Annotated in this window: 18 protein-coding genes, 2 tRNA genes, 1 other RNA gene and 1 pseudogene; 8 read left to right on the top strand and 14 right to left on the bottom strand. The window is 43.5% G+C overall.

The window, feature by feature from the left end; all coding sequences use genetic code 11:
• Positions 1–31: 31 nt before the first annotated feature.
• The 3 genes from alaS to DABAL43B_RS14390 form a co-directional block, all read right to left on the bottom strand.
• Positions 32–2,704, bottom strand: coding sequence for an alanine--tRNA ligase (alaS, locus tag DABAL43B_RS09560; RefSeq protein WP_079692156.1), 2,673 nt, complete (start codon positions 2,702–2,704; stop codon positions 32–34).
• 247 nt (positions 2,705–2,951) lie between these two features.
• Positions 2,952–3,914, bottom strand: a complete 963-nt coding sequence (locus tag DABAL43B_RS14395) for a DUF389 domain-containing protein (protein ID WP_227516666.1) — start codon at positions 3,912–3,914, stop codon at positions 2,952–2,954.
• Positions 3,915–3,976: 62 nt separating this feature from the next.
• Complete coding sequence (locus tag DABAL43B_RS14390) at positions 3,977–4,639, bottom strand: hypothetical protein (protein WP_227516665.1); 663 nt, start codon at positions 4,637–4,639, stop codon at positions 3,977–3,979.
• 316 nt (positions 4,640–4,955) lie between these two features.
• Here DABAL43B_RS14390 and DABAL43B_RS09550 point away from each other — a divergent pair, with 316 nt between their 5' ends.
• Positions 4,956–5,168 carry a hypothetical protein gene (locus DABAL43B_RS09550; RefSeq protein ID WP_079692155.1) on the top strand — a complete coding sequence of 71 codons (213 nt, stop codon included), beginning with the start codon at positions 4,956–4,958 and terminating at the stop codon, positions 5,166–5,168.
• Positions 5,169–5,381: 213 nt separating this feature from the next.
• Here DABAL43B_RS09550 and DABAL43B_RS09545 read toward each other — a convergent pair whose 3' ends face one another.
• A complete protein-coding gene (locus DABAL43B_RS09545; protein ID WP_079692154.1) occupies positions 5,382–6,809 on the bottom strand; it encodes a L,D-transpeptidase family protein in 1,428 nt (475 codons plus the stop codon).
• Positions 6,810–7,099: 290 nt separating this feature from the next.
• Between DABAL43B_RS09545 and prmB the strand changes: the two genes are divergently transcribed.
• Both prmB and aroC read left to right on the top strand, forming a co-directional pair.
• Entirely contained in the window at positions 7,100–8,275 is a 1,176-nt protein-coding gene (gene prmB / locus DABAL43B_RS09540; protein ID WP_079692153.1) for a 50S ribosomal protein L3 N(5)-glutamine methyltransferase, read from the top strand.
• A gap of 57 nt (positions 8,276–8,332) precedes the next feature.
• On the top strand, positions 8,333–9,436 hold the full coding sequence (gene aroC, locus DABAL43B_RS09535) for a chorismate synthase (protein WP_079692152.1): 1,104 nt from the start codon (positions 8,333–8,335) through the stop codon (positions 9,434–9,436).
• Between the two features lie 150 nt (positions 9,437–9,586).
• Here aroC and DABAL43B_RS09530 read toward each other — a convergent pair whose 3' ends face one another.
• The 4 genes from DABAL43B_RS09530 to DABAL43B_RS09515 form a co-directional block, all read right to left on the bottom strand.
• Positions 9,587–9,787: a hypothetical protein gene (locus tag DABAL43B_RS09530; protein WP_079692151.1), complete on the bottom strand. Its 201-nt coding sequence runs from the start codon at positions 9,785–9,787 to the stop codon at positions 9,587–9,589.
• Positions 9,788–9,962: 175 nt separating this feature from the next.
• Complete coding sequence (creC, locus tag DABAL43B_RS09525; protein ID WP_145952528.1) at positions 9,963–11,678, bottom strand: two-component system sensor histidine kinase CreC; 1,716 nt, start codon at positions 11,676–11,678, stop codon at positions 9,963–9,965.
• Positions 11,679–11,766: 88 nt separating this feature from the next.
• Complete coding sequence (locus tag DABAL43B_RS09520; protein WP_079692149.1) at positions 11,767–12,582, bottom strand: response regulator; 816 nt, start codon at positions 12,580–12,582, stop codon at positions 11,767–11,769.
• A 515-nt stretch (positions 12,583–13,097) separates the two neighbouring features.
• Positions 13,098–14,465: a glycerophosphodiester phosphodiesterase family protein gene (locus tag DABAL43B_RS09515; protein WP_079692148.1), complete on the bottom strand. Its 1,368-nt coding sequence runs from the start codon at positions 14,463–14,465 to the stop codon at positions 13,098–13,100.
• Positions 14,466–14,625: 160 nt separating this feature from the next.
• Between DABAL43B_RS09515 and DABAL43B_RS09510 the strand changes: the two genes are divergently transcribed.
• The 3 genes and pseudogenes from DABAL43B_RS09510 (at position 14,626) to DABAL43B_RS09500 (ending at position 17,226) form a co-directional block, all read left to right on the top strand.
• Entirely contained in the window at positions 14,626–15,297 is a 672-nt protein-coding gene (locus DABAL43B_RS09510; protein WP_079692147.1) for an alpha/beta hydrolase, read from the top strand.
• Between the two features lie 85 nt (positions 15,298–15,382).
• Positions 15,383–15,741, top strand: a transfer-messenger RNA (tmRNA) gene (ssrA, locus tag DABAL43B_RS09505).
• Positions 15,742–15,975: 234 nt separating this feature from the next.
• Positions 15,976–17,226: pseudogene (locus DABAL43B_RS09500) on the top strand (IS3 family transposase).
• A 198-nt stretch (positions 17,227–17,424) separates the two neighbouring features.
• Here the strand turns inward: DABAL43B_RS09500 and DABAL43B_RS09495 are convergent.
• From DABAL43B_RS09495 to DABAL43B_RS09470, 6 genes are all read right to left on the bottom strand, one after another.
• A tRNA-Leu gene (locus tag DABAL43B_RS09495) sits at positions 17,425–17,511 on the bottom strand.
• 138 nt (positions 17,512–17,649) lie between these two features.
• A tRNA-Cys gene (locus tag DABAL43B_RS09490) sits at positions 17,650–17,723 on the bottom strand.
• Positions 17,724–17,937: 214 nt separating this feature from the next.
• Positions 17,938–18,996 carry a formate dehydrogenase accessory sulfurtransferase FdhD gene (locus tag DABAL43B_RS09485; RefSeq protein ID WP_079692146.1) on the bottom strand — a complete coding sequence of 353 codons (1,059 nt, stop codon included), beginning with the start codon at positions 18,994–18,996 and terminating at the stop codon, positions 17,938–17,940.
• 60 nt (positions 18,997–19,056) lie between these two features.
• Entirely contained in the window at positions 19,057–21,399 is a 2,343-nt protein-coding gene (locus DABAL43B_RS09480; RefSeq protein ID WP_079692145.1) for an FdhF/YdeP family oxidoreductase, read from the bottom strand.
• Positions 21,400–21,623: 224 nt separating this feature from the next.
• Positions 21,624–22,571, bottom strand: a complete 948-nt coding sequence (locus DABAL43B_RS09475; RefSeq protein WP_079692144.1) for a c-type cytochrome — start codon at positions 22,569–22,571, stop codon at positions 21,624–21,626.
• Positions 22,571–23,947 (bottom strand): cytochrome c, encoded by a 1,377-nt coding sequence (locus DABAL43B_RS09470; RefSeq protein ID WP_079692143.1) that lies wholly within the window; start codon positions 23,945–23,947, stop codon positions 22,571–22,573. Before DABAL43B_RS09470 ends, DABAL43B_RS09475 begins: the two co-directional genes overlap by 1 nt.
• Before the next feature lie 181 nt (positions 23,948–24,128).
• Here DABAL43B_RS09470 and DABAL43B_RS09465 point away from each other — a divergent pair, with 181 nt between their 5' ends.
• Both DABAL43B_RS09465 and DABAL43B_RS09460 read left to right on the top strand, forming a co-directional pair.
• Complete coding sequence (locus tag DABAL43B_RS09465) at positions 24,129–26,276, top strand: PhnD/SsuA/transferrin family substrate-binding protein (RefSeq protein WP_079692142.1); 2,148 nt, start codon at positions 24,129–24,131, stop codon at positions 26,274–26,276.
• Positions 26,277–26,279: 3 nt separating this feature from the next.
• Positions 26,280–26,894, top strand: coding sequence for a response regulator transcription factor (locus DABAL43B_RS09460; RefSeq protein WP_079692141.1), 615 nt, complete (start codon positions 26,280–26,282; stop codon positions 26,892–26,894).
• Positions 26,895–26,945 lie beyond the last annotated feature (51 nt).

Genomic DNA, 26,945 nt, shown 5'->3' with positions numbered 1-26,945 from the left:
CAAAAAAGCAGCATTTTACTCAACTTAATGTCTAGCCAAGCTGGGGTGCAATCCAAGCAGGTAAGGCGGCTATAATAGACGCACTGTTAGCAGACTTTGGCGCACCACCTTGTGCGTAGTCAGGTTTACCGCCACCTTTACCACCAAGCTCACCTGCCAAATGACGAATGATGTCGCCAGCTTTCACGCGATCAGTCACTGATTTAGCGACGTTTGCGGCTAGTGCTAACTGCTCATCTTTATCACCAATCAATACAATAACGCTATCTGGCAGTTTTGACTTGATATCATCCATCAGCGTACGGATTGATTTACCATCAACGCCGCTTAAGGTACTGATAAGCACCGGTGTACCGGCGATAGTCTGCACCTCATCAAGCAAATTCGCTGCTTGGGCGCTGGCGATTTTCTGCTGCAAACGCTCGAGCTGTTTCTCTAAATCACGCTGCTTATCTGCCATGGTGCGTACACGTTGCGCCACTTCAGGACGCTTCACTTTAAGCTGACTTGCCAACTCGCTCAGCTGCTGCTCGCTTTGCTGAATATTTTTAATCGCATTCATGCCAGTGACGGCTTCAATACGGCGGATACCAGCCGCAATGCCTGATTCGCTAGTGATTTTTAAGACGCCAATATCGCCAGTACGCTGTACGTGTAGACCACCACACAGCTCGATAGAAAAAGGCTTGCGCTGACCATCGACGATACTGTCCGTACCCATGGTAAGCACGCGAACGTCATTACCATACTTTTCACCAAATAGCGCCATGGCACCTTGTTTCATAGCCTCATCGATAGACATGTTCTCGATACGGGCAGGGGTATTGGCTTGGATTTGTTCATTAACCAAACGTTCGACACGCATGATTTCAGCGGCACTGACTGGCTTATCGTACGAGAAGTCAAAACGTAAGACTTCACTTGAGACCAGTGAGCCTTTTTGCGTGACCTCATCGCCCAATACTTCTCTTAGCGCGGCATGTAATAAGTGAGTCGCAGAGTGGTTTTTGGCACTGGCCGAACGAATGCTAGAGAGCACTTGTGCGTCAGCTGTTTGCTTAGTATTGATTTCGCCCATAGTGACAACGCCATAATGAATAATGGCTTGCCCTGATTTTTTAGTATCTTGTACTTCAAAGACGCCAGTGTCGGTACGAATTTCACCCAGCTCACCAACTTGACCACCACCTTCAGCATAAAACGGTGTACGGTCAAGCACGACCACGCCTTCCATGCCCTCAACTAAGCTGGCTGCTGGATTGCCATCTTGATAAAGTGCGTCAATCGTCACGCCTTCTTCTGCAAGCTGCTCATAGCCGATAAACGTCGTTGGATTATCTACGTGGATGACACTACTATAATCGACGTCGAATTTGCCAGCATCACGAGCACGCTCACGTTGCGCTTGCATATGCTCATCGAACTCAGCTTCATCGATGACAATACCGCGCTCACGAGTGATATCAGCGGTCAAATCAAGCGGGAAGCCGTAAGTATCATAAAGCTTAAATGCCGCCTCACCAGAGAGCACGTCGCCTTCTTGTAAGCCTTCAAGCTCGCTGGCAAGTAAGCGTAAACCTTGTGCCAATGTCTTGGCAAATTGTGTTTCTTCTTTTTGAATGGCATTTTCAATCACGCTTTGCTTATCTTTGAGCTCAGGATAAGCGGCGCTCATTTCAGCAACCAAGGGTGCGACCATTTTATAAAAGAAATCACTCTCTGCGCCAAGCTTATTGCCATGACGAACGGCACGACGAATAACACGGCGTAGTACATAACCACGACCTTCATTACTTGGCGTGACACCATCAGCAATCAAAAATGAAACGGCACGAATATGGTCAGCAATGACTTTTAGCGATGACTGTTGCTGATTTTCAATATCTAAAATTTCAGCTGCGGCATCCATGAGATGAACAAATAAATCTATCTCATAGTTACCGTGTACGCCTTGCATGATGGCACTGATACGCTCAAGTCCCATACCGGTATCAACACTTGGTGCCGGTAGCGGCAGCATAGTACCGTCTTTTTGACGGTTAAACTGCATAAATACGCAGTTCCAAATCTCGATATAGCGATCACCATCTTCTTCAGGGGTGCCCGGTAGACCGCCTTCGATATCTGCGCCATGGTCATAAAAGACTTCGGTACAAGGGCCACAAGGGCCGGTATCACCCATCGTCCAAAAGTTATCTGAGGCGTAAGGCGCGCCTTTATTATCACCAATACGAATGATACGCTCACTCGGAATACCAATGTTTTTATGCCAAATATCAAAGGCTTCGTCATCGGTTTCATAAATGGTCACATACAAACGACTTTTATCAATCGCCAACCATTCATCAGAGGTTAAAAATTCCCAGATATATTCAATACCTGCTTGCTTAAAGTAGTCACCAAAAGAGAAGTTTCCGAGCATCTCAAAGAACGTATGATGGCGCGCCGTATAACCGACATTATCCAAATCATTATGCTTGCCGCCAGCACGCACGCATTTTTGCGAGGTCACAGCACGGGTATAGTCGCGTGGCTCCATACCCAAAAAGGTTTCTTTAAATTGATTCATGCCGGCATTGGTAAATAGTAATGTCGGGTCATTGTGCGGAATCAGACTAGATGAGGCGACGGGGGTGTGCTGCTTGCTTATGAAAAAATCGATAAAAGCTTGACGAATATCGGCTGAGCGAAATGGCTGGCTCACAGCGGCTCCTTACTGACGGATAGTATTTAGTAGAATAAGTAAAATAATTTTGCAAGCGATTTTAGCACAAACGTGCAAAGCGTGTTGAAGATTCACAAGTAAAGCCACGGTAAATGACGCTTAAATGTCTGTATTGACTAGGCGCTTTTATCAAATAGGTGTTGCTGTCAAGGTGTTATTAAATAGTCAGTTTTGGGTTCTTTTGCAAGCTATCGCGCCGTAATGGAAGCGTTTTAGATTGATGAAATCAATTGGTCAAAATAGTCACATCAGTCTCATCGAGTTTATCTTGAATCAGTGGATGCGATTCTATCACTTGTACCGGCATATAACGCAGCTGCAATCTAATAGGCAAGTACTCGGGGAAATTGTCCGCTATATCTTGAGTAATGATCGTTTCAATTTGGCGGACGTCGTATGAGCTGGGCTTCGTTTCGCCGCGAATAACTGCACGAACGATTTGATTGCTATCTGTTTTATCAAACTGAGTATTGGTCAACACATTGCCTTTATCACTAAAGTAGCTATTAATCGTCTCTTTCACGCTGCTTTCAAACACTTGCTGCTTGGCATTGGTCTGTAGATTGATGGTTAAATACGCTCCCAATCCGCCCAACAACAATAAGGTCACCGCGTTACGCCGCAAAAAGGTTAAATAGGTACTTGATTTATAATCGTCATCGATCAAGCGGCGAAAACCTAACAACCAAAGTACTAGAGCATTGGTAAATTGAATGGCAATAATATTGGTAAATGCTAGCAGCAATGCACCAAGTCCAAGCTGCATCTCGCCATTGGCAAATAAAATCCCACTCGCGGCAAGAGGTGGCACTAACGCTGTAGCAACAGCAACGCCCACCACTGCCACAGACAAGTGCGGCGAAACCATCGCATAAGCACCAGCAGTACCACCGGCTAGGGCAATCATTAAATCCATAGAAGTGGGCTGAGTACGTGATAATATTTCTGCTGTCAAAGGTTGTTCTTTGTGCAACCAGCCAACGATGAAACCAACCAATACCACCAAAGACACACCGGCAATGACGGTAAAGAGCGATTTGCGCAGCAGTGGCATGCGATGATCAATAATCGCTAGTGCTATCCCAGTAATAGGACCCAACATCATCGCAACCAGCATCGCGCCAATCACCACAGCTGCCGAATTGGTCACCAATCCATAGCTTGCGATGATGGCCGACAGTATGTTCATAATGAAATACATTTTACTTGGTAGCGCATTTGCCTCAATCCTAACGCGCACTTCGGGATAATCTACTTTCTTGTTGCTAAACTGTTCGGCAACAAATTGCTTATAAGACTCAAGCTTGGCTTCTTTTTTTCTTTAACCTCTTCTTCTTGGTCTTCTTGGTGTTCTTGATCGCTCTGTTGTTCTTTTACGTCATTTTTTACGATATTGTCGCCATTTGCCTGAGTATCTTGTTGTTTATTAACTTGCTGCTCATGCTTATTAATATTTTTCTGTTCGTTTGGCTTTATCTCTTTTTGTCCATGGTTATCTTCTGTGTCGACGCTTTCTTGTGAGCCTGCTTCTATGACGACTTCAGCGTCATTCGCTTTTTGAAAAAACGGTTCTGTTGGGTTCAAAGCTTCGGATTCCACGCTTTCGCTAGCGTGATGAGAATCTGGCTCATCTGTCTCTAACGTTGCAACTACCACATCAGGGCCAAGTGTTTGCACTTTTATCTTAGCATCAGGCTTTTTTGCAGCAGCCCGCTCTTTATGAGCATTATTTTTATGAGAGGGAGTATTGGGGTCTGTATCAATATCAACAGCCGTATTCAGCTCAGTATTATCGGATAATGTATCCTGTGCTTCTTGTCTATCCCACTCTCTATCCACCTTATTATTACCATCATTTGGTGAGTTATTTAGAGGCGGCGAATCAAGAGATGCATTAGTAGTAGATGAGGTCATAGAAGAGGGCGTTCTCAGATAGTCAAAGTTGGAGAATGAAAGCAAATTACTATTGTAATGATATATGGATGAACGCGTATGGTTTTTTTGCGACCAAACAGAGGGAGTTAGAAAGAGACAAACACAAAAGAAGACAATACCTGTTAGCGGTATTTTTTAGAAGAAAAGCATGCAATATAAATCAATAGTTATAATATGGCTATCAATCCGAATCACTTGATATAAATGGGCTAAGCGCCCACAAGAAAAGACTTACTATTTGTGTGGATTTAGTGTATAAAGTAGTTATACCCACACAAAAAATGAGGAATATATCATGAACTGGCCACTATTCTCCGTCATCTATTCAATAGCCGCAACTGTCACCATCGGTGTGTTCATGATTGCAGCATTGGTAACCGGATTTAATCAAATTCCGCATATTCAAATGGCAGTAGCAGCAGGCATCTTAATCTCCATACCAGCCGGATTATTTTTCACCAAAAAAGTCGGTAGCATTACAGGTAATGAGGAAGGGTATAAAGTATAATTTTTGGGATAAGACGGTAGTTATAATAATAAATATTTTTTAGTTTGATAACGTTGTATGTCGTGAAAACCTGTAATAACAAACAGCGCCTAAAAAAGCGCTGTTTTTTTATTGGGTGTTGATAAGGGTTGTTTAAGCAAAAAGCTTATTTAAAATTGGCAAAAAAATACCTTGATTTGATAATCAAGGTATTTTTTTATGCATTAACATAACCTATTTTAGCTCAACGGTTGCTCCATTCTCGATATTGGCATAAACCTCTAAAACGTCCCAGTTGGTCAAGCGCACACAACCTGCTGATGCTTGGCGACTGATACCTTCAGGCTTAGGTGAACCATGAATGCCATATGATGGTTTAGATAAGCCCATCCATACGACCCCTACTGGACTATTTGGGCCGGGCGGCAGCATATGTACTTGCTTATCTGTGCCTTTGCCAATCGTAGCTTTGTACCACGGCATTTTTACTTTATTAATGATTTTAAACGTACCTTGTGGCGATGGAGTGGCGTCACTACCAATCGTCGTTGGATAGGTGGCAACCAGCTTATCACCGTTATAAGCATATAAAGTTTTATCGGCTTTGTTAGCGACCACACGGTTGATACGCTGCTTGAGTGGGGCACGCGTATTTAAGACGGTGATGGTTTCGCCTGCTTTATACTGCTTATTTTTATTAAGTTTATCTAAGTAACGCACATCCATATGGAAGCGTTCACCAAACATCTCTTTGATGTCTTGATAATACAAGCCTTTCATTTTTGATTTGGCTTCTGAGCCTGCAGGCGTGGTGGCAAAGTTAGTATTGATATCGTCTTCAACAATGGTATAAGTCACTAAAACTGGCTTATTGGCTGGGATGTTTTTATTTAAGGCATCCCATGTTTTTTGATCCATTTTACCGTTTGCTGGCAAGCCTTTCATGGTTTGGAAGTTAATGAGCGCTTTTTTACTGTTCATACCCCAGCCGCCATCAATAGCACCAGGAGAGGCGTGGTTCCAATCCAATAACGCCTGCATTTTGATGGTCATCGCTGAGTTAACTTTCATATTCGGTGTCCATTTTGCACCGTTTACTTGCTTGGCATAGTTAGATAAGTTCAGCGTAGTATGTTTTTTACCATCCACATCTGCGATACTCTTAATAGCAGTATCGTTTGAGCTGTCAGGCGTTGATGTACTAGGTGCAGCGAGGGCTTGGCCTTCACTAATATCGTCAGTACTATCAGATTGCACATCTTTAAGAGACAGCTCTTCTACGGTCATATTATCAGCGCTAACGGCTGCTGGTGCTGTATTTGCTTCGGCTTCCTGCTTTTCGTCAATCAGCTGAGTCATACGGTCAGCTGGCTTGGCTTTGGTAGCATCTGGCTTAACGTTCGCACGAGCATCGGCTGAGCTACTGCGGTTTTCTTGTACATTCAGGCTAACTTTCTTGGCGATACCAGGAAGTGAGTCAGCCGAGCGTACGGGCAAGGTGCGTGTATTATCAGTGGTGGCGGCAATAGCGCTCACACTAACAACAGCGATAGATATAGCGGTAATAAGAGGCTTTATTTTCATCATATTGGGATACTTGTGGTGGCTGCTAATGAAGCTATTATGCGCATAATTTGGATGCTTCGCAAACTTTTGACACATATTTTTTCGTTTAAGACTTGCTAAACGTCAACGGTTGACGTATTCACTACAGTTGGGAAATAATTTAGTCATGCTGGGGTAGAGTTGTAGCCGGTTTTTATTGATATTGCTTATAATCTGCTTTATAGCAACGCTATTTTTTTTGCAGTAAAAAAGACAGTCATTGGCGCATCATCTTGTTTGCGTCTATAATATGGGACAAGATGCTTATTTAATAAATCAGCTGTTAATTGAAAACCATTTAACCCATCCGCATGTAGTCAGTGAACATGTAATCAGCAAGGTGCGATATGTCAGAAGACCAAACAATGAGCGCAGAAGAGTTTCAAAATCAATACTTTAGTGATAGTGAGTCGCAAGGTATGGATGGTGATATAGAGTACGACTTAGAGACAGGGCTTCTCGGTGAACACGATGAATTTGCCAGCTTGCGTACCGAGCTTGAAGAGGCACGTGAGCAGCTGGTCACTATCCGTGACTTTATTCGTTTTTCAGTGACTCAGCTACGCAATTATGATGTGGTTGTCGCTCAAGGAACCACCGATGAATTTGCTGAAGCGTCTGCTATTGTATTGCATTCGCTATCTTTAGATTGGTCAGCCAATGATCAAATTCTCGATTGTCGCCTGACTACCTCAGAGAAGCAGCTAGTATTAAGCTTATTAGAAGAGCGTATCGCTGAGCGTAAGCCTTTAAGTTATTTAATTAATCTGTCTTATTTCTGCGACTTACCTTTTTATGTCGATGAGCGTGTTTTAATTCCGCGCTCGCCCATCGCCGAGCTGATTCGTCAACAGTTTCATCCATACTTTGATGTCAATGAGTTGGCAAAGCCGCTTGCGGTCAGTATGAATAACCAAGCAGCTACTTTCTATGATCATGGGTTAGAGATCAAGCAGCTGTCGCAGCCTGAGCGTATTCTAGATTTATGTACCGGCTCTGGGTGTATCGCCATTGCGCTTGCGACACGTTTTGTAGATGCTTTGGTCGATGCGGTCGATATTGATAAAGCGGCGCTTGAGGTGGCGATGGTCAACGTCGATCATCATGACCTCGGCCATCAAGTAAATGTGATTGAGTCTGACTTGTTTGCTAAGATTCCTGCTGAACATCAATATGAGCTGATTGTTACTAATCCTCCGTATGTCGATGCCGCTATCATGGCAGACTTGCCACCTGAGTTTTTGTATGAGCCTGAGCATGCCTTAGCAGCAGGTCAAGATGGGCTGGACTTGGTCCATCGCATTCTTTTTGAAGCGCCAGATTATCTAAGCCCTGAAGGTTTGCTCGTCTGTGAAGTGGGTGATAGCGAGTGGGCGTTAAATCAGGCTTATCCTGAAATCCAGTTTGATTGGTTAAAATTCGCTCATGGCGGTCATGGTGTGTTTGCAATGACTTATGATGAGCTTATGACACATCGTCAGCTGTTCGCTGCTTACGTACAGCTCTTAGATAGCAATCAATAGATTTTATAACGATTAATAACATCATCAGAAGTAGACTTCATTTATTTAAGGATAAATATGGCAGGCAATAGTATTGGACAAATATTTACTGTCACCACTTGTGGTGAGTCGCACGGTGCAGGTCTTATGGCAATCGTCGATGGCGTGCCACCGGGCTTAGCGTTATCTGAAGATGATTTACAGGTAGATTTGGATCGCCGTAAACCAGGGTCTTCTAAGTACTCGACCCAGCGCCGCGAGTCTGATGAAGTCGAGATTATCTCTGGCGTATTTGAAGGTAAAACAACAGGTACGTCTATAGGTCTACTGATTCGTAACACCAATCAAAAATCTAAAGACTACGGCGAAATCAAAGATACTTTTCGCCCTGGTCATGCCGATTATACTTATAGTATGAAGTATGGCTTTCGTGACTATCGTGGTGGTGGGCGCTCATCAGCACGTGAGACCGCAATGCGGGTAGCGGCTGGCGCTATTGCTAAGAAATTTCTGCAAGATCGCTTGGGTGTACAAATCCATGGTCATGTCACTCAGATTGGTAATGAATACAGCAAGGTACTAGATCCTAGTCAAATTGATTGGGAATTTGTGAATAGCAATCCATTCTTTTGTGCGGATAAAGAGGCAATTGGTCGCTTTGAGACATTGATAGACAATCTGCGCCGTGAAGGTACGAGTTGCGGAGCGCGTCTTGAGATTGTTGCAAGTGGCGTACCTGTCGGACTTGGTGAGCCGGTATTTGATCGCTTAGACGCTGATATTGCCCATGCGATGATGAGTATCAATGCCGTCAAAGGCGTTGAGGTTGGTGACGGCATGGCTGTGGCTGGGCAGTTCGGTCATAGTTCCCGTGATGAGCTGACCCCAGACGGTTTCACTGCCAATCATGCCGGCGGTATATTGGGCGGTATCTCGTCAGGGCAAGATATTCGTGTCAGTATCGCGCTTAAGCCAACGTCTAGCATTACCACTGCTGGCAAGAGTATCAATATGCAAGGCGAGTCGGTTGATATGTTGACCAAAGGTCGTCATGACCCTTGCGTTGGTGTACGAGCGACGCCCATTGCCGAAGCCATGTTAGCGATTGTATTACTCGATCATTATCTGCGCCATCGTGGTCAAAATGCTGATGTAGTAGCGCCGGTTGAATCGATTACTTAGATTGTTTATCGTAAAACTATAAACCCTTTATCGTTTCTAATGATATGTAATTAGAAATGACAAAGGGTTTTTTTATGGTTGATTTGTCATAAAAAATTAGAAAGTTAATAACGCAATCGATAAAGTCTAATCAGTAACGTGAATAAGTTTTTAAGCAGCTATTTCATAGTAATCAACAGCCACACATTGCTGATGGCGAAATATCAATAGCAGTTGCTGACTGGGAATAGCGAGCCAATGTCCAAACTCAAGGCTGTTGATGCCTTGATTCGATAAGTTTTGCGTACAATCGTGACGGCTATATCCTAAGCAGTTTTCTATAATTTGGTTTTGAGTAAGAAGATTGGGCATGATTTTACTATCCTTGATTTTGCTGACGAATTTGAATAACGCTATCGTAAAATAAAGAGATAGAAAACATGTGTAGAAATGATGGAAATTTAATGAATTGTCACTAATAATCTGGCTGTTAATGATTAAAAGGAGCTTTATTAAAGTGAGCGCATATATATTTTATCCAAATATTTTATTCTTTAGCTAAAGGTAAAGTAATACTGACGATTACACCAGAATGTGGGTATTTAGCAGCATCCTTTTCGTCTTTGTCAGTATCATTAGTATTGACATTGCTAATAGCAACATGACCTCCATGATGTTCAATCACTTGCTTCACTAAGGTTAAACCAAGTCCAGTGCCTTTTTTGAGTGTGCTATTAGACATACTAGCTTGTTCTTGTTTAATGTTTGGCATGGAGTCCTTTTGGCTTTGATGCGATAAGCTAAAATAACGGTCGAATGCTTTATTAACGGCATAGTCAGGCAACAATTTACCATCGTTAAAGATTTCGATAGTCACGGTTTGCGCGGTGCTATGCATATAGATAATAACCATGCTTTCGGCAAAATGAATGGCATTATCTAACACGTTTTGTAGCACTTGTACCAACCAAAACTGGTCAGCAAAAACACTGGTATTTGCCAATATATTTGGTGGTAAGGTTATTGTTTCAGTAAAATTTATATCATCAATATAGATTTTGATAGGTGTTAGATGCTGCTGTTGCAACTTAGCGCTATTGTCTTTTACAAGGGTTTGTAATAATGGCAATAGCGGCGTTAGCTGCCGATTCAGCTTAAAGCTCGGTTGTTCAATCTTAGCGAGTAATAATAATCGATCGATTAATTGCTGCATTTTTATGCTTTGTTCACCAACGGTTTGGATAAGCATCTGCCGATCGTCTTCATCCAAGCCGTCGTCCTCTAACAGCTCACTACTGGCACGAATGGCCGTCAACGGGCTTTTTAGCTCATGGGTCAACGTATGCACATAGTCGTTGACATAGCCTCTATCCTCTAACCGATGTTTCATTGTCTCAATGGTATCGGTCAGGCTATTGAGCTCATGACCTAAGTAAAAATACGGTTTTTTAGTGTCTTCTGCCAGCGCCCTTGTATATTGGGTCACAAGGCTGATGCTTTGTTTAAGCCACCATGCCACGAGTCCAGCTAGGATAAGGGCCACAATACTAATGAGCAAGGCGGTAATCAGCATACGTCTACGGGTATTATCCAAGTAAGGCAGCACACTAGCGACTGGCTTACCGACGCTAACGATTCCAATCACATTACCTGTGTCATCCTTAATTGGCTGCGCCACATACATGACCGTACCATCGCGCTGATTATGATCTCGCGTCGTGCTTCTGGCGCCGTATTGACCTTTTAAGGTTAAATAGACGTCGTTCCAGCGGCTATAATCCTGTCCTTCAGCATTGTTAGGCGCGCGGAATGAATCATAAATAACCATACCTTGCTTGTCTGTGACATAGACTCGAAAGCTACTATATGTTTTTTCATCATATTTAATGTCTGGACGGGTCACATTATTATTGGCTAATGTGTCAATAAACGCGGTATCAAGTTGGTTTTGATAATTCGCATCGTACAGCTCTTTTGATTGCAGTGGTTGCTGTAGGCTAGCTGCTAGTAGTTTACTGGTATCTAAAAGCGTGTCTTCAATGACCTGCTGCACCGTCGGCTTGACGTAGCTAAAGAGCTGAGTAAACACGACAATGCCGCAAATAATCAGTACTAAAGCCACTGCTAACCAAATCCTAAAAAAGATACTTAAATTTAGCAACTTTTTTGGATCAGCAGTTTGTTGTGCCGTGCCAATGGGATGCAGTTTTGCATACCAATTACTTTGGCTGGGATTAGCACTGTTATTGGTTTGATGAGTCATAGGTTTAAAACTGCTATTAGTACTCGGCAAGGTCGCTTTGAGCATATAAATATAAATATACTATTTAGTATCGAGGGAGTATCAAAGCCTAAGCTGGACACAACGCATAGCCAAGACCACGATGGGTATGAATGACTTCAATGCTAGAATCAACACTTGCTAGCTGCTTACGAATGGATTTGACATGACTGTCAATCGTCCGTGCCAAGCGATGGTCAGGATAATCACTGACAGCATTGAGTAGCTGTTCACGACTAAATACTTGATTGGGTGCTTTTAATAAGGTTAATAAGATTTTGCGTTCTGTATTACTAAGTTCGAGCTTTTGCTCTTGCCACAGCAGCGAGTAGTTGAGCGGTTGATAATGCCAAACACCAGATTGGCACTCAAACGTTAGTGCTTGCCCCGACATGTTATTCGAAAGACCGTTACTAGATAACGTGTTGCTCGATGAAGCATGGTCGGCGCTATTATTTGCCGTTTCTGTATGGTTATTAGCAGACTGCTCATAAAGTAATTGCTCACGTCGCCAAATGGCCTTTAGGCGAGCGACCAACTCTCTAGGGCTAAAGGGCTTGGCACAATAGTCATCACCGCCCATCTCTAAACCTAAGATACGATCGACCTCATCACTACGTGCAGTCAAAAATACCACAGGCACATCTTTGAGCGTTCCTATATCAGGCGCATGACGTATCTGCTGGCATAGGCTCAAACCATCACCGTCTGGCAACCCTACGTCTAAGATAATCGCTGATAAATCTTGTGCTTTTTCGCTACGTAGCATCGGCAGCACGCTGCTGGCATTATCTAACCAAGTGATTTGCCAGCCTTCACGCTTGCAGGTGACTTTAAGCGACATAGCAATAGCGGGATCATCTTCTACCAATAAAATATGAGTCATAAGCGTTATATCGTTTTATAAAAAAATTAAGCTAAAGCAGCGTTAGTCATGGCTATATTTGCAAAGATTAAAAAATGTTAATAAGGTGTCATACAGTAAGCATCAATCCATTAAATTATCGTAGCATAAAAGTAGTGCTGGATTTTGCTAGTGCTCATCAAACGTTGTGAAAAATTGATGGAAAGCTGAAGTGCGATAGCTAAATAGTACCGATACTATCAAAAAAAACTTCAAATATTTTAAATTATTAGGGCGTGTCCTCATTTTGAAGATGGTGATAAAAATGAGACAAATTGTAGCCAAACAAGGAAAATAGCGCAGGTAATATCAGGCTATTGACCAGCTATTTGACGCAGCTTGGCAAGATTTAGCCATTTTTAGCCCATTTAGGTGCTTTCATTCAGATTGAGGACACGCCCTAATTAAAAGCATCAATAAAAAAGACCAACTCAATCGATGCTAAGTTGATCTTTTAAATGCGTAGTGTCTAACGAAGTTTTTTGATGCAATGCCTACTACTTTAAGCCTTTGCAATTCGCATAATAACTCACGGTCGCTGGCCAATCTGAGAAGATGCCTCTGACACCGACGTCTTGTGCCAGTACATCGATGTAGTTCATCATATCGCCATCATTATTAATGGCATCGCCCAGACCACTATAATACCAGTCGCCGCCACCTGCTAGTGGTCCTGAGCGCTCAAGTGACCAGGTGAGAATATCAAGCCCATTGGCTTTGGCTTGTGTCGCGTATGTGGAAGGTATCATCTTGCCATTACCATCGGTAGTGACCAATAGCCACGATGCCGGTGCGATAGTATTGACGCCGCGAGCTTTAATCTCGGCTAATGAATGCTTCCACGTGGTCGGGTCATTTTTATCAAAAGTCTTGCCTGCAGCAGTTGCATTACTATCATCAATTAAGTAGACGGCATTGACAGCAAAGAGTGGCTCGTTGTTAAGCCAGTATTCAATATCTTCAATATTAAAGGACTGCGGGTACACCTCACTGGGGGACACACCAGCAGCCTTGTAGGTATTAATTAACTGTTGACGATAAGTATCTAAACTATAACCATTAAAAGGCATAGTAACGACGGGAGATTTTAATTCAGGCGTGTGCTTCATGCCCAAGCTGCTGGCAAGCGCAATGTGCTCTTTTAAAGTGAGTAGTTCACCGTTTTGTGAATACAAGTCAGTTCGCCATGACGCAGTCGCATTCATATACTCATTAATATTGGTCGCTTGAGGGTTCGCAGCGTCCATTTTTCCTTTAAGACTTTTGAATTTACTCGCGCTAATATCCGAGGTTCGGCATTCAATGTCCGCCGCATTGGTCAGTATTCCATTGCCATCCACTATTGGTGGTACGGTACATTGGTCAGCCAGTGTGGTCGCGAGAATGTTGGTGGTGGTATGTAAGTCGTTTTGTGCGTGGCGACATACCAGCTCACCATCTTTGGTAAAAGCAACATCACACTCTGATATACCTGCGCCCATTTGTGCCGAAGCCACATAGCTGTCATAAGTATGCTCAGGAAACTGTAATGGTGCGCCGCGATGGGAAATAGAGAAGTCTGTCTTACTAGGTATTTGCGCTTTGCACGCCAGCAACTCGTCTTTAAGCGGGCCCTCATCCATATCATTGACCAGATAAAATGGTCGAACTCCATAGCTATATGCGACGGATTGGGTCGGTTCATCAGTAGTCGGTGGTAGAGTAGGCAGTACTGTAGTTGATGAGTCGCTATCTTCATCACAACCTATTAATAATAGGCTACTGGTAATCGCTAAAGGCAAAGTAAAACCTATTTGAATAACTCGTTTAAGTGATACTTTCTTCAACTGAGTGTGCTTAGCCACTGAATTATTCGAAATTGTCATGTAAACTGTCTCCACAAAAAATGCAAAATAATAAGTATGACTGTTATTGTCATTTACCAAGCACTTAAAGTATCGGGTTATGTTTAAGGAATGATGACAACCGAGCCTATTTTGCAACTTTAACCCTATTTAAATTTTTGAATATTATTAAGGATCAATTATGAGTGAATATTTAGAGTGCGTCATTGTAGAACACAACCCTACTAGAAAAGCTATTAATCGGTCAGTCATTTGGCTACATGGTTTGGGTGCCAGTGGTCATGACTTCGAGCCAGTCGTGCCGCAATTAGGATTGTCTGATGATATGGCTGTACGCTTCCTATTTCCCCACGCTCCACAGCGCCCAGTGACAATCAATGGTGGCATGGTAATGCCAGCTTGGTACGACATCTTAGAGATGAGCCTAGAACGGAAAGTTGATATTGCGCAGATTGAAGAGTCTTCTCAGCAAATACATGATTTGATCAGCCGTGAAATTGAGCGCGGTGTCGCTCCTGAACATATTGTAATCGCAGGGTTTTCGCAGGGCGGGGCAGTGGCTTATCATGTGGCACTCGGCTATCCACAGCGTTTAGCAGGTCTGATGGCGCTATCTACTTATTTAGCAACCAATGATAATATCGATTATAGTGCGGCTAATAAAGACATGCCAATATTGATTGAGCATGGCACACACGACCCTGTCGTTCCGGTTGTTTTGGGTGAGCAGGCGCAGCAGCTACTATCAGAGAAAGGCTATAACGTCGTTTACCATACTTATCCAATGGCACATCAGGTTTGTATGCCGCAGATTCAAAATATCGGTAAGTGGCTGAATGAAGTATTGGCTTAGATGATTAAGCTGTAACGTAATGTAATACGAACTGCTAATAGGTTGCAAGCAGGCGTATAAGTACTATATAATCATCGACCTTATTGGGGATGTTCTGGCTTCGACGCTGGTGATGAAACTCAATGATGCATGTCGAGAGTATATGTCCTCTCGTTAATCAAACATATATTGTTATAGTCGCAAACGACGAAAATTACGCTCTAGCAGCTTAAACCCTGCTTACTTGGTTGCTGATCACCTACAGTTGGTCAACTAAGTTGAAGCGTCCGCATGTAGGATCGCCACAAGTGATTGTCTCAATCGCTTGGGTTCAAAAGTAGAGAATCGGCTAATCCATCCTGACTGTCGGATCGGTGCAGACTAAAATTAAAGACAGAAACTAAACATGTAGATTCATGAGCGTAATGCTGGCGGACGCGGGTTCAACTCCCGCCATCTCCACCAAATATTAAAAATCCGATCACTTAATGTGGTCGGATTTTTTTTGGTTTGGTTTTAACAAAATATAGTGAAGAAATAGTTAATTTGAAAATTAAAACGGGCAATCTACTGATGATTCATTAGCAAAAAAAACGATTTGATAGTGGTATGTATCATCGACACATACTTGAGTTGGGCTATGCTGAAGAAACCGTAGAAGTAAGCTTGGTAAACTAACGACTCAATGAGGAGTTTACCATGACCAAGAAAATCAGAACCTATAGCATAGAATTTAAAGCAGAAGCTGTTAAGAAGATAGCAGACAACAACGGTAATATTTCAGCCACTGCAAAGCAGCTCGGCATAGCCATGCAAACGTTATCCAACTGGCAGAACAAAGCCAATCAAGGCAAGCTTGTCGGCACTAAGCAATATGATCCCGATCTTATGGCAGCTATTCAGGAAATAAAACAGCTCAAAGTGGCTGAAGAGGAACGAGAGATATTAAATGAGGAGGGATAAAGCGAAGCACTGCTTCGCCCCGACGCAAGATGAGAGCTATGCTCGAATGAGGTCACGGCGTACTTTGCCAAACACAGCTTATGAAGTACGCTTACATTAAAGCCAATCAGCGGTTTTTTAACATTACTCGCATGTGCAAAGTGCTAGACATTGCACCCTCTAGCTACTACGAATGGACGAAACGCGATATCAGCTGTCAGCAGACCCATCGTAATCAGTGTGAACTGCTTGTCAGGGTAGCTCATAGCGAGACCAAACAGCGCTATAGTGTTAATCGTTTGCAAGCTCATCTTGCAGAGCAAGGCCATCATATTAGTCAATACATGATCAGACGAGTCAAAGAAGAGTACGGCATTGCTTGCCGTCGCCAACTCCAAATATAATAAGCTAATTTATCCGAACCTGCCTGATCAGAAGTTTGATGCCAATCGTCCTAACGAGTCGTGGGTTAGTGACATCACTTATATTTGGACAAATGAGGGTTGGCTGTACTTAGCAGGAGTTAAAGACCTCTACACTAAAGAGCTTGTCGGCTATGCCACAGGCAAGCATATGACAGCAGATTTAGTCTGCCGTGCATTAAACATGGCCATTAAGAGCAAGCGGCCCAGCCAAGGGTTGATTTTACATTCTGACAGAGGTAGTCAGTACTGTAGTTATGAGTATCGAAAGATCATTAAGCAGCATCAGTTTAAAGGCTCAATGTCTAGGCGTGGCAACTGCTTTGATAACGCCCCCATAGGGAGCTTCTGGGGCCTCTTAAAGAATGAGCTGGTATATCATCAAGATTATAAAACAAGATTTGAAGCCATCAGCGATATCACTAAATATATTGAGCTTGAGTATAATAAGGAGCGATTAGCAAAGCACTGCTTTGCAGCGACGCAAGACAATAGCTATGCTCGCAGTGGGACTAGAATTCAGAAGCGTTTAGGCTATAAAACGCCAAGACAGATGTGGTTTGGCTTTTATCATCAGGCTGCGTAGCTAAAATCTCCCAAGTTAATGTCTACGGGATTGACAGCATAGCTTAATACGTGAGAAGGGCATCTAACAGTAAAATTGGCCAGTTAATAGTAGATTGTCTTAGGGAAGAGGAGTCTACTAAAGAGGAATGTTAGTTTAATAGGAGAGTATATAGAATAAGAAAAAGGCCTCCAATTGCTTGGAGGCCTTTTAATATAATGGTACCCGGAGCCGGACTTGAACCGGCACGCTATTGCTAGCGAGGGATTTTAAATCCCTTGTGTCTACCAATTTCACCACCCGGGCAAAACTTGTATTATCTGCTAAGTAAGCGCTAATAAATAAGCATTTTACTTGTTAGATAGTGGTCGCTATTATAAGCATTTACGTTGATAAAGCAAGCTAAAATTAACGTAATACTAATAAATTTTTTAACTAAATAATTGGAGGCTGAGGTCGGAATCGAACCGGCGTTAACGGAGTTGCAGTCCGCTGCATGACCACTCTGCCACCCAGCCAATCAAGGATGCCTATATTAACAAAAATAATTTAAATTACAAGTCCTTTTTTAATTAAAAGCTGCTTATTTACTAAGTTGTCATAATTTAACCCTATCTTAACGGTTATTCAGACCATTTATGACTCAGATGGAGTCATTGCTGAACTTTTTAGTAATGTAAAATTAAAATAAGCAGTTTAATCGAAGGTGAAAGTGACAAAGGGTGTGATGTCTTAAAAGTCTGTATGACCTGTATAATAAGTGACGCGGTCATCACGTAAAAAACCAGCCAGCCCCAATCGATAACGCTCAGCGACACGTACCGCTGTACTGGTCGGTGCGGACATGCCAATTAGCCAAGATATATGGCTACGAATGGATTTTTGTATCAGTTCGATAGACAGTCGTGAAGTCATCACCACACAGACAACATCTGCTTTATGACGCAATTGCCAGCCGATAAGTTTATCGAGTGCATTATGGCGTCCCACATCTTCAAATAAATATAACTGCTGCTCATACATGGTTGCAGCAGCATGGACAGCGCCTGTCAATTGATGAGTATGTTGTGCAGCATTTACTTGTGCGCGTATTGCAAGCAAACTATCGAGACTAGGCATCGTTACTGTGAGAGGTTGTTTCTTATGTCGCTCATTTTTCATATAGCTACTTAAATCGGGCAGCGCTTGCGTCAGTCCTGTTATACCGCACATGCCACATCCTGTGCGCCCTGCGAGCTGGCGCCTTTGTGCTTGAATACGCTGATGACAGCGCTGGTTTAATACCAATTCCACCATATAGACATCATAGTCTTGTAGCTGCTCTGAGAGCCGATTTAAGCTCATTGGCTCATCGGTTACATTGTGAGTAAAAAATGCTTCGGTAAAAGAGTTTTGAATGAAAGAATCTTGATAACTTTCAGCGTCTGTCAATTGGCTCACATTCCAATCTAATAGCTCATGGCTATGCTGAATCAAACCTTCACTATATAAAAAACCGATGGCAAGGTATTCAAGCTGATAGGGGCTGGCCATCAGTATCGCATAATGAATACCATTAATAACAATCGCAACCGCTGCCTCAACTGCCAACATCGCTGACTTATCATCAATATGAATCTGCTCAGTTTTAGAAGGGCTATTTGAATCAGTATCTGGTGAATAACTATGTTTTTGCGCCAAATGTAGACGTGATAGTGGCACTGTCTGCGCATCCACTAAAGCCTCAGGCGCATTATTTACAGAGTTGTCTACAGAGGTATCTTCTGAAGCTAAGTTGTTTTTTTTGGCCATTATGAGTGCTTATTATCCTTTGTTATCAATAAAATAATGATTCTTGTCTGTAAATATATCTTAAGCAGAGCTTGCTATACTGCCTTGATGAATACGCTCTAATACGACGGTAACAGATTTATAGGCAGGCGTTCTCGAGTCTGGCGCATAGCTATCTAAATCGATAAGGTCGTTACATTCAGGATAATAGGTCGCAACAGCATTAGCTGCGATATCCATTTCAGTGAGTATCAAAGGTCCTAATGTACGTTGCTGATCTTTACTGTCTTGACGCGAAACCAGCACTTGATCGCCTTGTTGCCAACCCAAACGGCTCATCTCATCCGGATGCATAAACAGAACATCACGACGATCTGTTTGCCGGTAGCGATCTTGGAAGCCAAATATCATGGTGTTAAATTGGTCATGGCTACGGACACTGGTCAGTTGCCACACTTTTTGCTCAGGGTTTTGATTATTATTAGAATTTTTACTGTCTTTGATATGATGCTGATAGGTTGACGTTGTCTGCGCCATTTGTGCGGCAACATAAGTAATCGGATATTGCGGTACTTCAAACTGCGCTTTACCACTGTCAGTATTCCACACGCGATGACGCGCAGGATGATACAAATGGAAGCCGCGCTCAGCGGCACGAATACGCTGATTAAAATTCTCAAAACCGTCAATGGCTTCAGCAATATAATCCCGGACGATATCGAAATCAGTACTCATCGCTTGCCAAGGAATGGATGATTCAGACCCGAGGACGTGAGTCGCCATATCTGCGACGATTTGCGCTTCGGATTTTAGCGTCTCACTGATTGGCTCAAGGCGACCTTGAGTAGGCACAACCTGGCACATCGAATCCTCAATCGTCGCAAATTGCTCACCCTTCACGGTCATTAAGCGTTCGGTTCTACCTAGGCAGGGCAGGATTAGATTGTTTTTACCCGGGTATAACATGGTTTCATTCAGTTTGGTTGCCACAAAAACATTGAGTTGGGTATGGGTTAGTGCGTTTTGAATCGCACTCTTATCCGGTGCTGCAACCGCATAATTGCCGCCCATACTGATAAAGGCTTTAATCGTCCCTTGCATCAGAGCCTTTGCCCCTGCAATGACATCAAGACCATGCTCTTGCGGCATAGGATGCTTAAAAACGCGCTCAAGATTATCAAGTAGGCTTTGTTTGGGGCGCTCATGGATACCCATAGTGCGATCGCCCTGCACATTAGAGTGTCCACGAACTGGCGACGCACCTGCACCATCAATGCCAATCATACCCATCAGCAGCAACAAATTAGTAATCATGGCGACATTATCCTCGCCCTGAACGTGCTGGGTGATGCCCATACCCCAGGTACAAATCGTCGCTGGACTATCAGCTACCAGTTTTGCAAGATTAATAATTTCTACTTTACTAATGCCGCAGCCGCGTTCGACATCCGTCCAAGACTGCTGACGTAGCCAAGTGTCTAAAGCATCATACCCTGAAGTCTGGTTTTTGATAAAATCGCTATTGATTCTATCGTTTTTGGTGAGCCATTTAGCCAAACCTGTTAATAGCGCGACATCACCACCAATTTGAATTTGAATGACTTCATCGACCATCTCATCGCTTTGTCCTGCTGCCATATGGGTTGGTTTTTGCGGATTCCTAAACTTGCTTAGACCCTGTTCGCGCATTGGATTAATAGAAATAATGCGGCAGCCTTGTTTATGAGCGTGGGCGAGCATCTCAAGCATACGAGGATGGTTAGTGGCAGGGTTTTGCCCGAACAGCATAATCAGCTTAGCCTGTGCAAAATCCTCCAGCACTACCGTAGCTTTACCAACCCCTAACTGCTTACCGAGCATCACTGAGGTTGGCTCGTGACACATATTAGAGCAATCGGGTAAATTATTAGTACCAAAACAGCGCACAAATAGTTGAAACATAAATGCCGGCTCATTGGTCACGCGTCCTGAGGTATAAAAAAGTGCTTCGTCTGGCGAACCAAGCTGTTGCAGTTGTTCAGCGATAATCTCATAAGCCGCTTGCCAAGAAATCGCTAGGTAACGGTCTTGTGCCGCATCATAGTATAAGGGTTCTGATAAGCGTCCACTATGCTCAAGCTCATAGCCTGACCAGCCTTGTAGTGCTGTTACGGTATGCTTGGCAAAGAAGGCAGCATCTGCCCGCGTAGACATGGTTTCGCTGGCAATGACTTTGATGCCGTTTTCACAAACATCAATGGCTTTATGGCTTTTATGATCGGGCCATGCGCAGCCCGGACAATCAAAGCCACCTTTCGGCTGATTGCTATGTAACACACTGATGCTGCCACGCAAAAAAGCCTTGTAGTCCATCAGCTTACGAGTAGACGAAATCAGAGCAGGCCAACCGGCAGCAGGGTGAACATAAACAGGAATCTTGCGCATAACAAACCTCATAGGCGAATGGCGATAAATAACAGCTAATCTATTAAAAGCAGCTATCTTAAAAGGGTCTATATTAAGAGCTATTAAGGACTACTATATAATGGCTTGCATAAAACTTTTACTATCATTACCTATAAATAACAAAAAACCTCAAAGCAAATCATGCATTTGAGGTTTTGTGTGGACAGCATTATTAGAATAATTGACTGCATTATAAATAAAATCTAATAGCGAGCATCTTTTGGTCTTGGCACTGTTGGCCAATCGCCATCTTTTTTAGCAAAGTCAGGGCGCGGTTGATGGGTAAAGAACTCAGCCACATCGATAGCGTCCTGATCACTTAAGACGTTACCGTGACCCCATAAACCTTTGGTTTGGATGCCCATTGGCATATTGTATTTTACAAAGGCGGCAGCCTTATAAGTACGTGCCATACCTGCACCAATATTAAAGGATTCATCACCCCATAATGGTGGGAAGACGATATCACCGCGACTGTCTTTGATACCTTCGCCATTATCACCGTGACAAGTGGCGCACTGAGCGGCGTAAATCTTTTCGCCATGGACAGGGTCGGGTATCAAGGATTCATCAACTTTACCAGCGTTATCAATATTAACTTTTTGGGCTTTAGGCGTCTTTTGTGATAACCATTCCATATACGCCAAAATTGCCAGCATTTCATCTGATTCGGGTTTTAGAGGTTTACCATTCATAGAGCGCTGGAAGCAACCATTGACGCGTTTGGTTAAATCAATCTCTACACCAGCCCGTGGCATCACTCGTGGGTAGAAGTTATGACTGTTGATATATGGGTCGCCAAGTGGGATTTTACCTTGAGCTATGTGGCAGCTGTTACAGTTCATCTCAGCGCCGACATTATCAGGTAATAGACGTTTGGTTTCGTTCAATAAGCGTTTGCCGTACATGATACGTTCAGCATTAGGTTCATCGGCAATAGAAGTATCTTGTGGCAGTACATAAGAGCCGATATCTTCGTTGGCATCGTCAGTGGTGACCAGCTTATATTCGACTGGATTACGCTCGGTAGGTTCTGGCTGTGAGCAGCCACCGATACTGACAGCAAGCACAGCGGCAGTAAGCACCGCTATAGAAAATCTGCGAGGGGCAACGCCAGCAATATTGGACAAGTTGTGTGGTAATTTATTCATTATTTCGCTCCTTTTGCAGCAGCATCGAGACTTAGGTCTGGGGCAATATCAGTGCCTGTTTTTGGCTTTTTGGCGAGGAATGCTCGCATTTTTACCACATCATTGACGGTAATTTCAGGGGCTTGATTGGTCCAGCTATTACGCACATAGTTGACCACTTCGGCGATATCAGCATCGGCTAGATTGGTAAACTCAGGCATGGTAAAAGCCATACGGTCATGCGGCGTCTCAGGCATACGACCACCACCTAGGGTGATTTGTAGCACAGAGTCAGCTTCTTTAGCATAAACCGCACTATTGCCATCGAGTGCTGGGAAGATACGCGGAACCCCTTTACCATCGGCACGGTGACAGACGGTACAATATTCTACATAGAGTAGTGCACCACGTGAGTCATAGTTACCATCTAATAATTTTTGCGTCGTAATATCTTTTTTCACTGGCAGCGTCACTTCTTTATTAGGTGCAGGTGTCAGTGTTTTTAGATACGATGACATGGCATTCAAGTCAGCGTCAGTCATATATTGGGTGCTGTGCTCGACCACTTCTGCCATCGCGCCAAAGGCAGCAGTGGTATCAGTACGACCGGTTTTAAAGAAATCATTGAGCTCAGAGACCGTCCAAGTACCTAAACCACGATGCTCACCACGGATGCTTTTTGCGCGCCAGCCATCAATGACCGCACCGCTTAAATATTCTTCAGAATCCGCATTGGTTAAGGCGATTTCTTGGAAGCCAATACCACGGCCAGTATGACAAGAGCCGCAATGACCAGGGCCTTCAATTAGGTATTGCCCACGTGCTAAAACAGCGTCATCAGTCTCAGGGACAAAGTCGCGTTTACGGTCAAACAATACTTGCCAATAAGCCAGCGGCCAGCGCCAGTTTGCGATCGGTGGTAGCTCACTTTTCATATTGGGCTCATTCACCGCTTTGACATCTGACATAAAGAAGGCATACATCGCTGCTATATCGTCGTCAGGCATGATTTGGTAAGACGGGTAGGGCATAGCAGGATATAGGGCGCTATTGTCACTACGGACGCCGTGCTTGACGGCATTTTTGAAGTCATTAAAGGTATAATTACCAATACCTGTTTCTTTGTCTGGCGTGATATTGGTTGAATAAATCGCACCAAGCGGGGTCAGCATAGGCAAGCCACCGGCATAATCTTCACCACCAAGGGTAGTATGACAAGCGACACAGTCAGCGGTACGTGCAACATAGGCGCCCTGCTTAATTAAGGCAGGGTCAGTAATATTGACCTTAAGGTCACTGTTGGTCGTTCGCATATTCGGCAGTAGTTGCCCAATAATAAAGGCGACTGCCAGTCCGATAACTGCGGCAATAAGTATAATTAATGGCCACTTTTTCACAAGCACGCCCTCCGTAATGAAATAGTTACTGATCTTATTATTAGCACTTCAGATAATCAGATAAAAGGCTACTTGATTAAGCTTAGCTAATTAAAAGATACAATCTTGCTATATAGTATAAGATAAGCCGTAACATAGGCATATTGTGGAAAACCACATTTATTTTAAGGTTTTATAAGTAATGCAAATGCAGTGTGCTAAGCAGCAAGTTTTATGGTCCTTTATACTGCAAGTGATATCTGCTGTCGTGATGATGATTGCAATACTGGCTTTGCTCTTTCATAGTCAAGCAAACGCACAAACCTATTATCTGGGTGTGCTTGCGCCGCAAGGAGAGTCTGTCGCTCAGCAGCGATGGCAGCCGTGGCTTGATACCCTTAATACTCAGTTATCAGATGACATTGTCGTGCTAGTGCCACTAGCGCTAGAGAACTGGCAACAACAAATAGAGGCGCAGCAGTTTGCCTTTGTTTTAGGGCCGCAAGTACAATTTATTAAAATGGATACGATGGGCTGGCGCTGGCTTGCGACCTTGCAAGCGAATACGCAAACGGTAAACTCAAATGAATTTAAAATGTCTGATGTTAAACAAGCTGACTTTAAAACTGATGAGCAATACAAGCTATATAGGCAACTGCAAAACGAGCTTGCGCTAGCTAAGGAAGCTATCGCTGATAAGGTAATAAATCAGCCTAGTGCGATGGAGCAGATTGCCAGTGTCTTGTGGGTAAAAGCTGATAGTGATATTGAACAATTGCGAGACTTGAAGGAGCGTAAAATAGTCGCCGTTGATAGGGATGCCTTTGCTGGCTATTTACTGGTCGCGCATTTATTACAACAAAATGGGGTGCGGCCTAGCGATTATGAGACCCAGTTTGTCGGCTATCCGATTGAGCTTACGCTAAGTACGCTGGCCAGTGGTGCGGTAGATGCGGCGATAGCGCCGCTATGCTTAATGGAAGAGATGGCAGGACAAGGGAAAATTGATCAATCACAGTATCGACCTCTCAACCCAGTCGCAACAGACTCTAATTGCCAGTCTTCAACCAAGATTTATCCCAATTGGACACTAGCCGCAACCAGTCAAGCGCCAATAGCGTTAACGGAGCAGATTAATCAGTATTTATTCGCTGCAGGAGCGCAAAGCAGCAATGGCAATGGCAGTACTAATACTGACATTAATAATATTGATGTTACTACTATGCATAATAACGCAGAGTTGCGCTGGCTAGCACCTGAATCAAACAGTGATGCTGAGCGTATATTGTATGAGATGCAGCAACATCCTGCCCAAAAACAGTTAGCGGTACATATTGTAGACTGGATAAAATCACATCGATGGTGGATGAGTGTTATCGTTTTTATTATAGTAATATCAACGATTAACTATGGCTGGATGAGTTGGCTGGCATGGCGTCGTCGGCAACAAATACTCGCTCAAAACCGTCTCATTCGTGATTATGACCAGCAATTACGGCAGTCTGAACGTTTTGCGGTCATTGGTGAGATGAGTGGGGCGATTGCCCATGAAATTAATCAGCCGCTTGCCACCATTCAGAACTATGCCCAAGGTTTATTGATTCGTAGCCAAGATAATAGAATGGATAAACAGACAACAGAGAAAGAAACGGTAGAAAATGCCCTACAACAGATTGTAAATGAGACGGAGCGTGCCGCTGACGTAATCAGTAACATTCGACACTGGGCGGGTCGCTCTCAGCCGACTGAAGTTAGCGTTGATATTGCAGCGACTTATGAGCAGTGTATGTTGCTGCTGGGCGAAAAAGCAGTAGGAATTACTTTTTGGTTCGCAAGTGACTACCAGCAATTACGCCTGCCAAGCTTATTATTAGATCAACTGCTGATTAACAGTGTGCTTAATGCCCAGCAGCAGCAGGCAACACATATTATGCTGCGTTGTGAGGTGAAAGAATATAGGGGTGAGCGCTGGCTAACACTACATGTCACCGATGATGCTGGTGGCTTTAATGATGCACAACTTATGAAGAATGAGCTAAAGGATAAACCGCACCGTTATGCAAATCAGCAGTATAGCCCTCGTTCGACAAAAGAAGATGGCTTAGGGTTGGGCTTGATGATATGCCAGCGTCTATGCAAGTCGCTCGATGGCACAATGGAGATTGCCAATGTTAACGCACGGCATGAGCTTGCTAATATACAGGCGATAGATAGTCATTATCAACACCGCCTAAAGCAGTCCGTTTATAATAAAGCTCATCTGATTCAAACAGAAAGTAGCTATCCACTAACCCATGAGTTGGGCGCGCAAGTGTCCTTTTATTTACCATTATCTTTGGTCATAAGGTAGCGTATGACTTCTTTTGAGGTGCCAAGCGCGCAACTAGTCATTCATATTATTGATGATGAGGAAAGTGTGCGCCATTCGTGTGAGTTTTTGATTAGTAGTTTAGGTTTCCCTACCCAAGTTTGGGATAGTGCCTTAACGTTTTTGCAGCAAGTAGATATCTACGATCCAGCAGTAGTGGTGAGTGATTTGATGCTACCCGATATGAGCGGTCAGGAATTACAAGTGTACCTCAATAAACACGATAGCCCGATCGCATTGATTGCCTTGACCGGTAATGGCGAGATTGCCGATGCAGTCGCTATGCTCAAAAAAGGCGCTGCGGATTATTTAGAAAAACCGATCGGTAGCCGCCGTCTGCAAGAAGCTATTAATCGTGCTCAGACCTTGACCATCAAACGTGCCAAGCTCTACTATATTCGTACACTTTACACGCAGCTGACCGATAAAGAAAGGCAGGTCGCCAATGAGCTGATGCAAGGTAATCTTAATAAAATCATCGCTGATCATTTAGATGTGTCTGTACGAACGGTTGAAGTCCATCGCTCGCAAGTGATGAAAAAGATGGAATCACAGCATGTCAGTGAGTTGATTCAAAAGTTGGTTATGCTAGACTCTTAAGCTTTAAGATGAAGTCTTTGAGATGAAGTTTTGAGACATAGCTTATTATTC

Source organism: Psychrobacter sp. DAB_AL43B (assembly GCF_900168255.1).
GTDB lineage: Bacteria > Pseudomonadota > Gammaproteobacteria > Pseudomonadales > Moraxellaceae > Psychrobacter.
This window is presented reverse-complemented; position numbering and strand designations above follow the sequence as displayed.

Coding starts and splice junctions, on each gene's coding strand:
- DABAL43B_RS14395 (WP_227516666.1), bottom strand. CDS start 3,914: ATGAACATACTGTCGGCCATCATCGCAAGCTATGGATTGGTGACCAAT.
- DABAL43B_RS14390 (WP_227516665.1), bottom strand. CDS start 4,639: ATGACCTCATCTACTACTAATGCATCTCTTGATTCGCCGCCTCTAAAT.
- DABAL43B_RS09550 (WP_079692155.1), top strand. CDS start 4,956: ATGAACTGGCCACTATTCTCCGTCATCTATTCAATAGCCGCAACTGTC.
- DABAL43B_RS09545 (WP_079692154.1), bottom strand. CDS start 6,809: ATGTGTCAAAAGTTTGCGAAGCATCCAAATTATGCGCATAATAGCTTC.
- prmB (WP_079692153.1), top strand. CDS start 7,100: ATGTCAGAAGACCAAACAATGAGCGCAGAAGAGTTTCAAAATCAATAC.
- aroC (WP_079692152.1), top strand. CDS start 8,333: ATGGCAGGCAATAGTATTGGACAAATATTTACTGTCACCACTTGTGGT.
- DABAL43B_RS09530 (WP_079692151.1), bottom strand. CDS start 9,787: ATGCCCAATCTTCTTACTCAAAACCAAATTATAGAAAACTGCTTAGGA.
- creC (WP_145952528.1), bottom strand. CDS start 11,678: ATGACTCATCAAACCAATAACAGTGCTAATCCCAGCCAAAGTAATTGG.
- DABAL43B_RS09520 (WP_079692149.1), bottom strand. CDS start 12,582: ATGACTCATATTTTATTGGTAGAAGATGATCCCGCTATTGCTATGTCG.
- DABAL43B_RS09515 (WP_079692148.1), bottom strand. CDS start 14,465: ATGACAATTTCGAATAATTCAGTGGCTAAGCACACTCAGTTGAAGAAA.
- DABAL43B_RS09510 (WP_079692147.1), top strand. CDS start 14,626: ATGAGTGAATATTTAGAGTGCGTCATTGTAGAACACAACCCTACTAGA.
- DABAL43B_RS09485 (WP_079692146.1), bottom strand. CDS start 18,996: ATGGCCAAAAAAAACAACTTAGCTTCAGAAGATACCTCTGTAGACAAC.
- DABAL43B_RS09480 (WP_079692145.1), bottom strand. CDS start 21,399: ATGCGCAAGATTCCTGTTTATGTTCACCCTGCTGCCGGTTGGCCTGCT.
- DABAL43B_RS09475 (WP_079692144.1), bottom strand. CDS start 22,571: ATGAATAAATTACCACACAACTTGTCCAATATTGCTGGCGTTGCCCCT.
- DABAL43B_RS09465 (WP_079692142.1), top strand. CDS start 24,129: ATGCAAATGCAGTGTGCTAAGCAGCAAGTTTTATGGTCCTTTATACTG.
- DABAL43B_RS09460 (WP_079692141.1), top strand. CDS start 26,280: ATGACTTCTTTTGAGGTGCCAAGCGCGCAACTAGTCATTCATATTATT.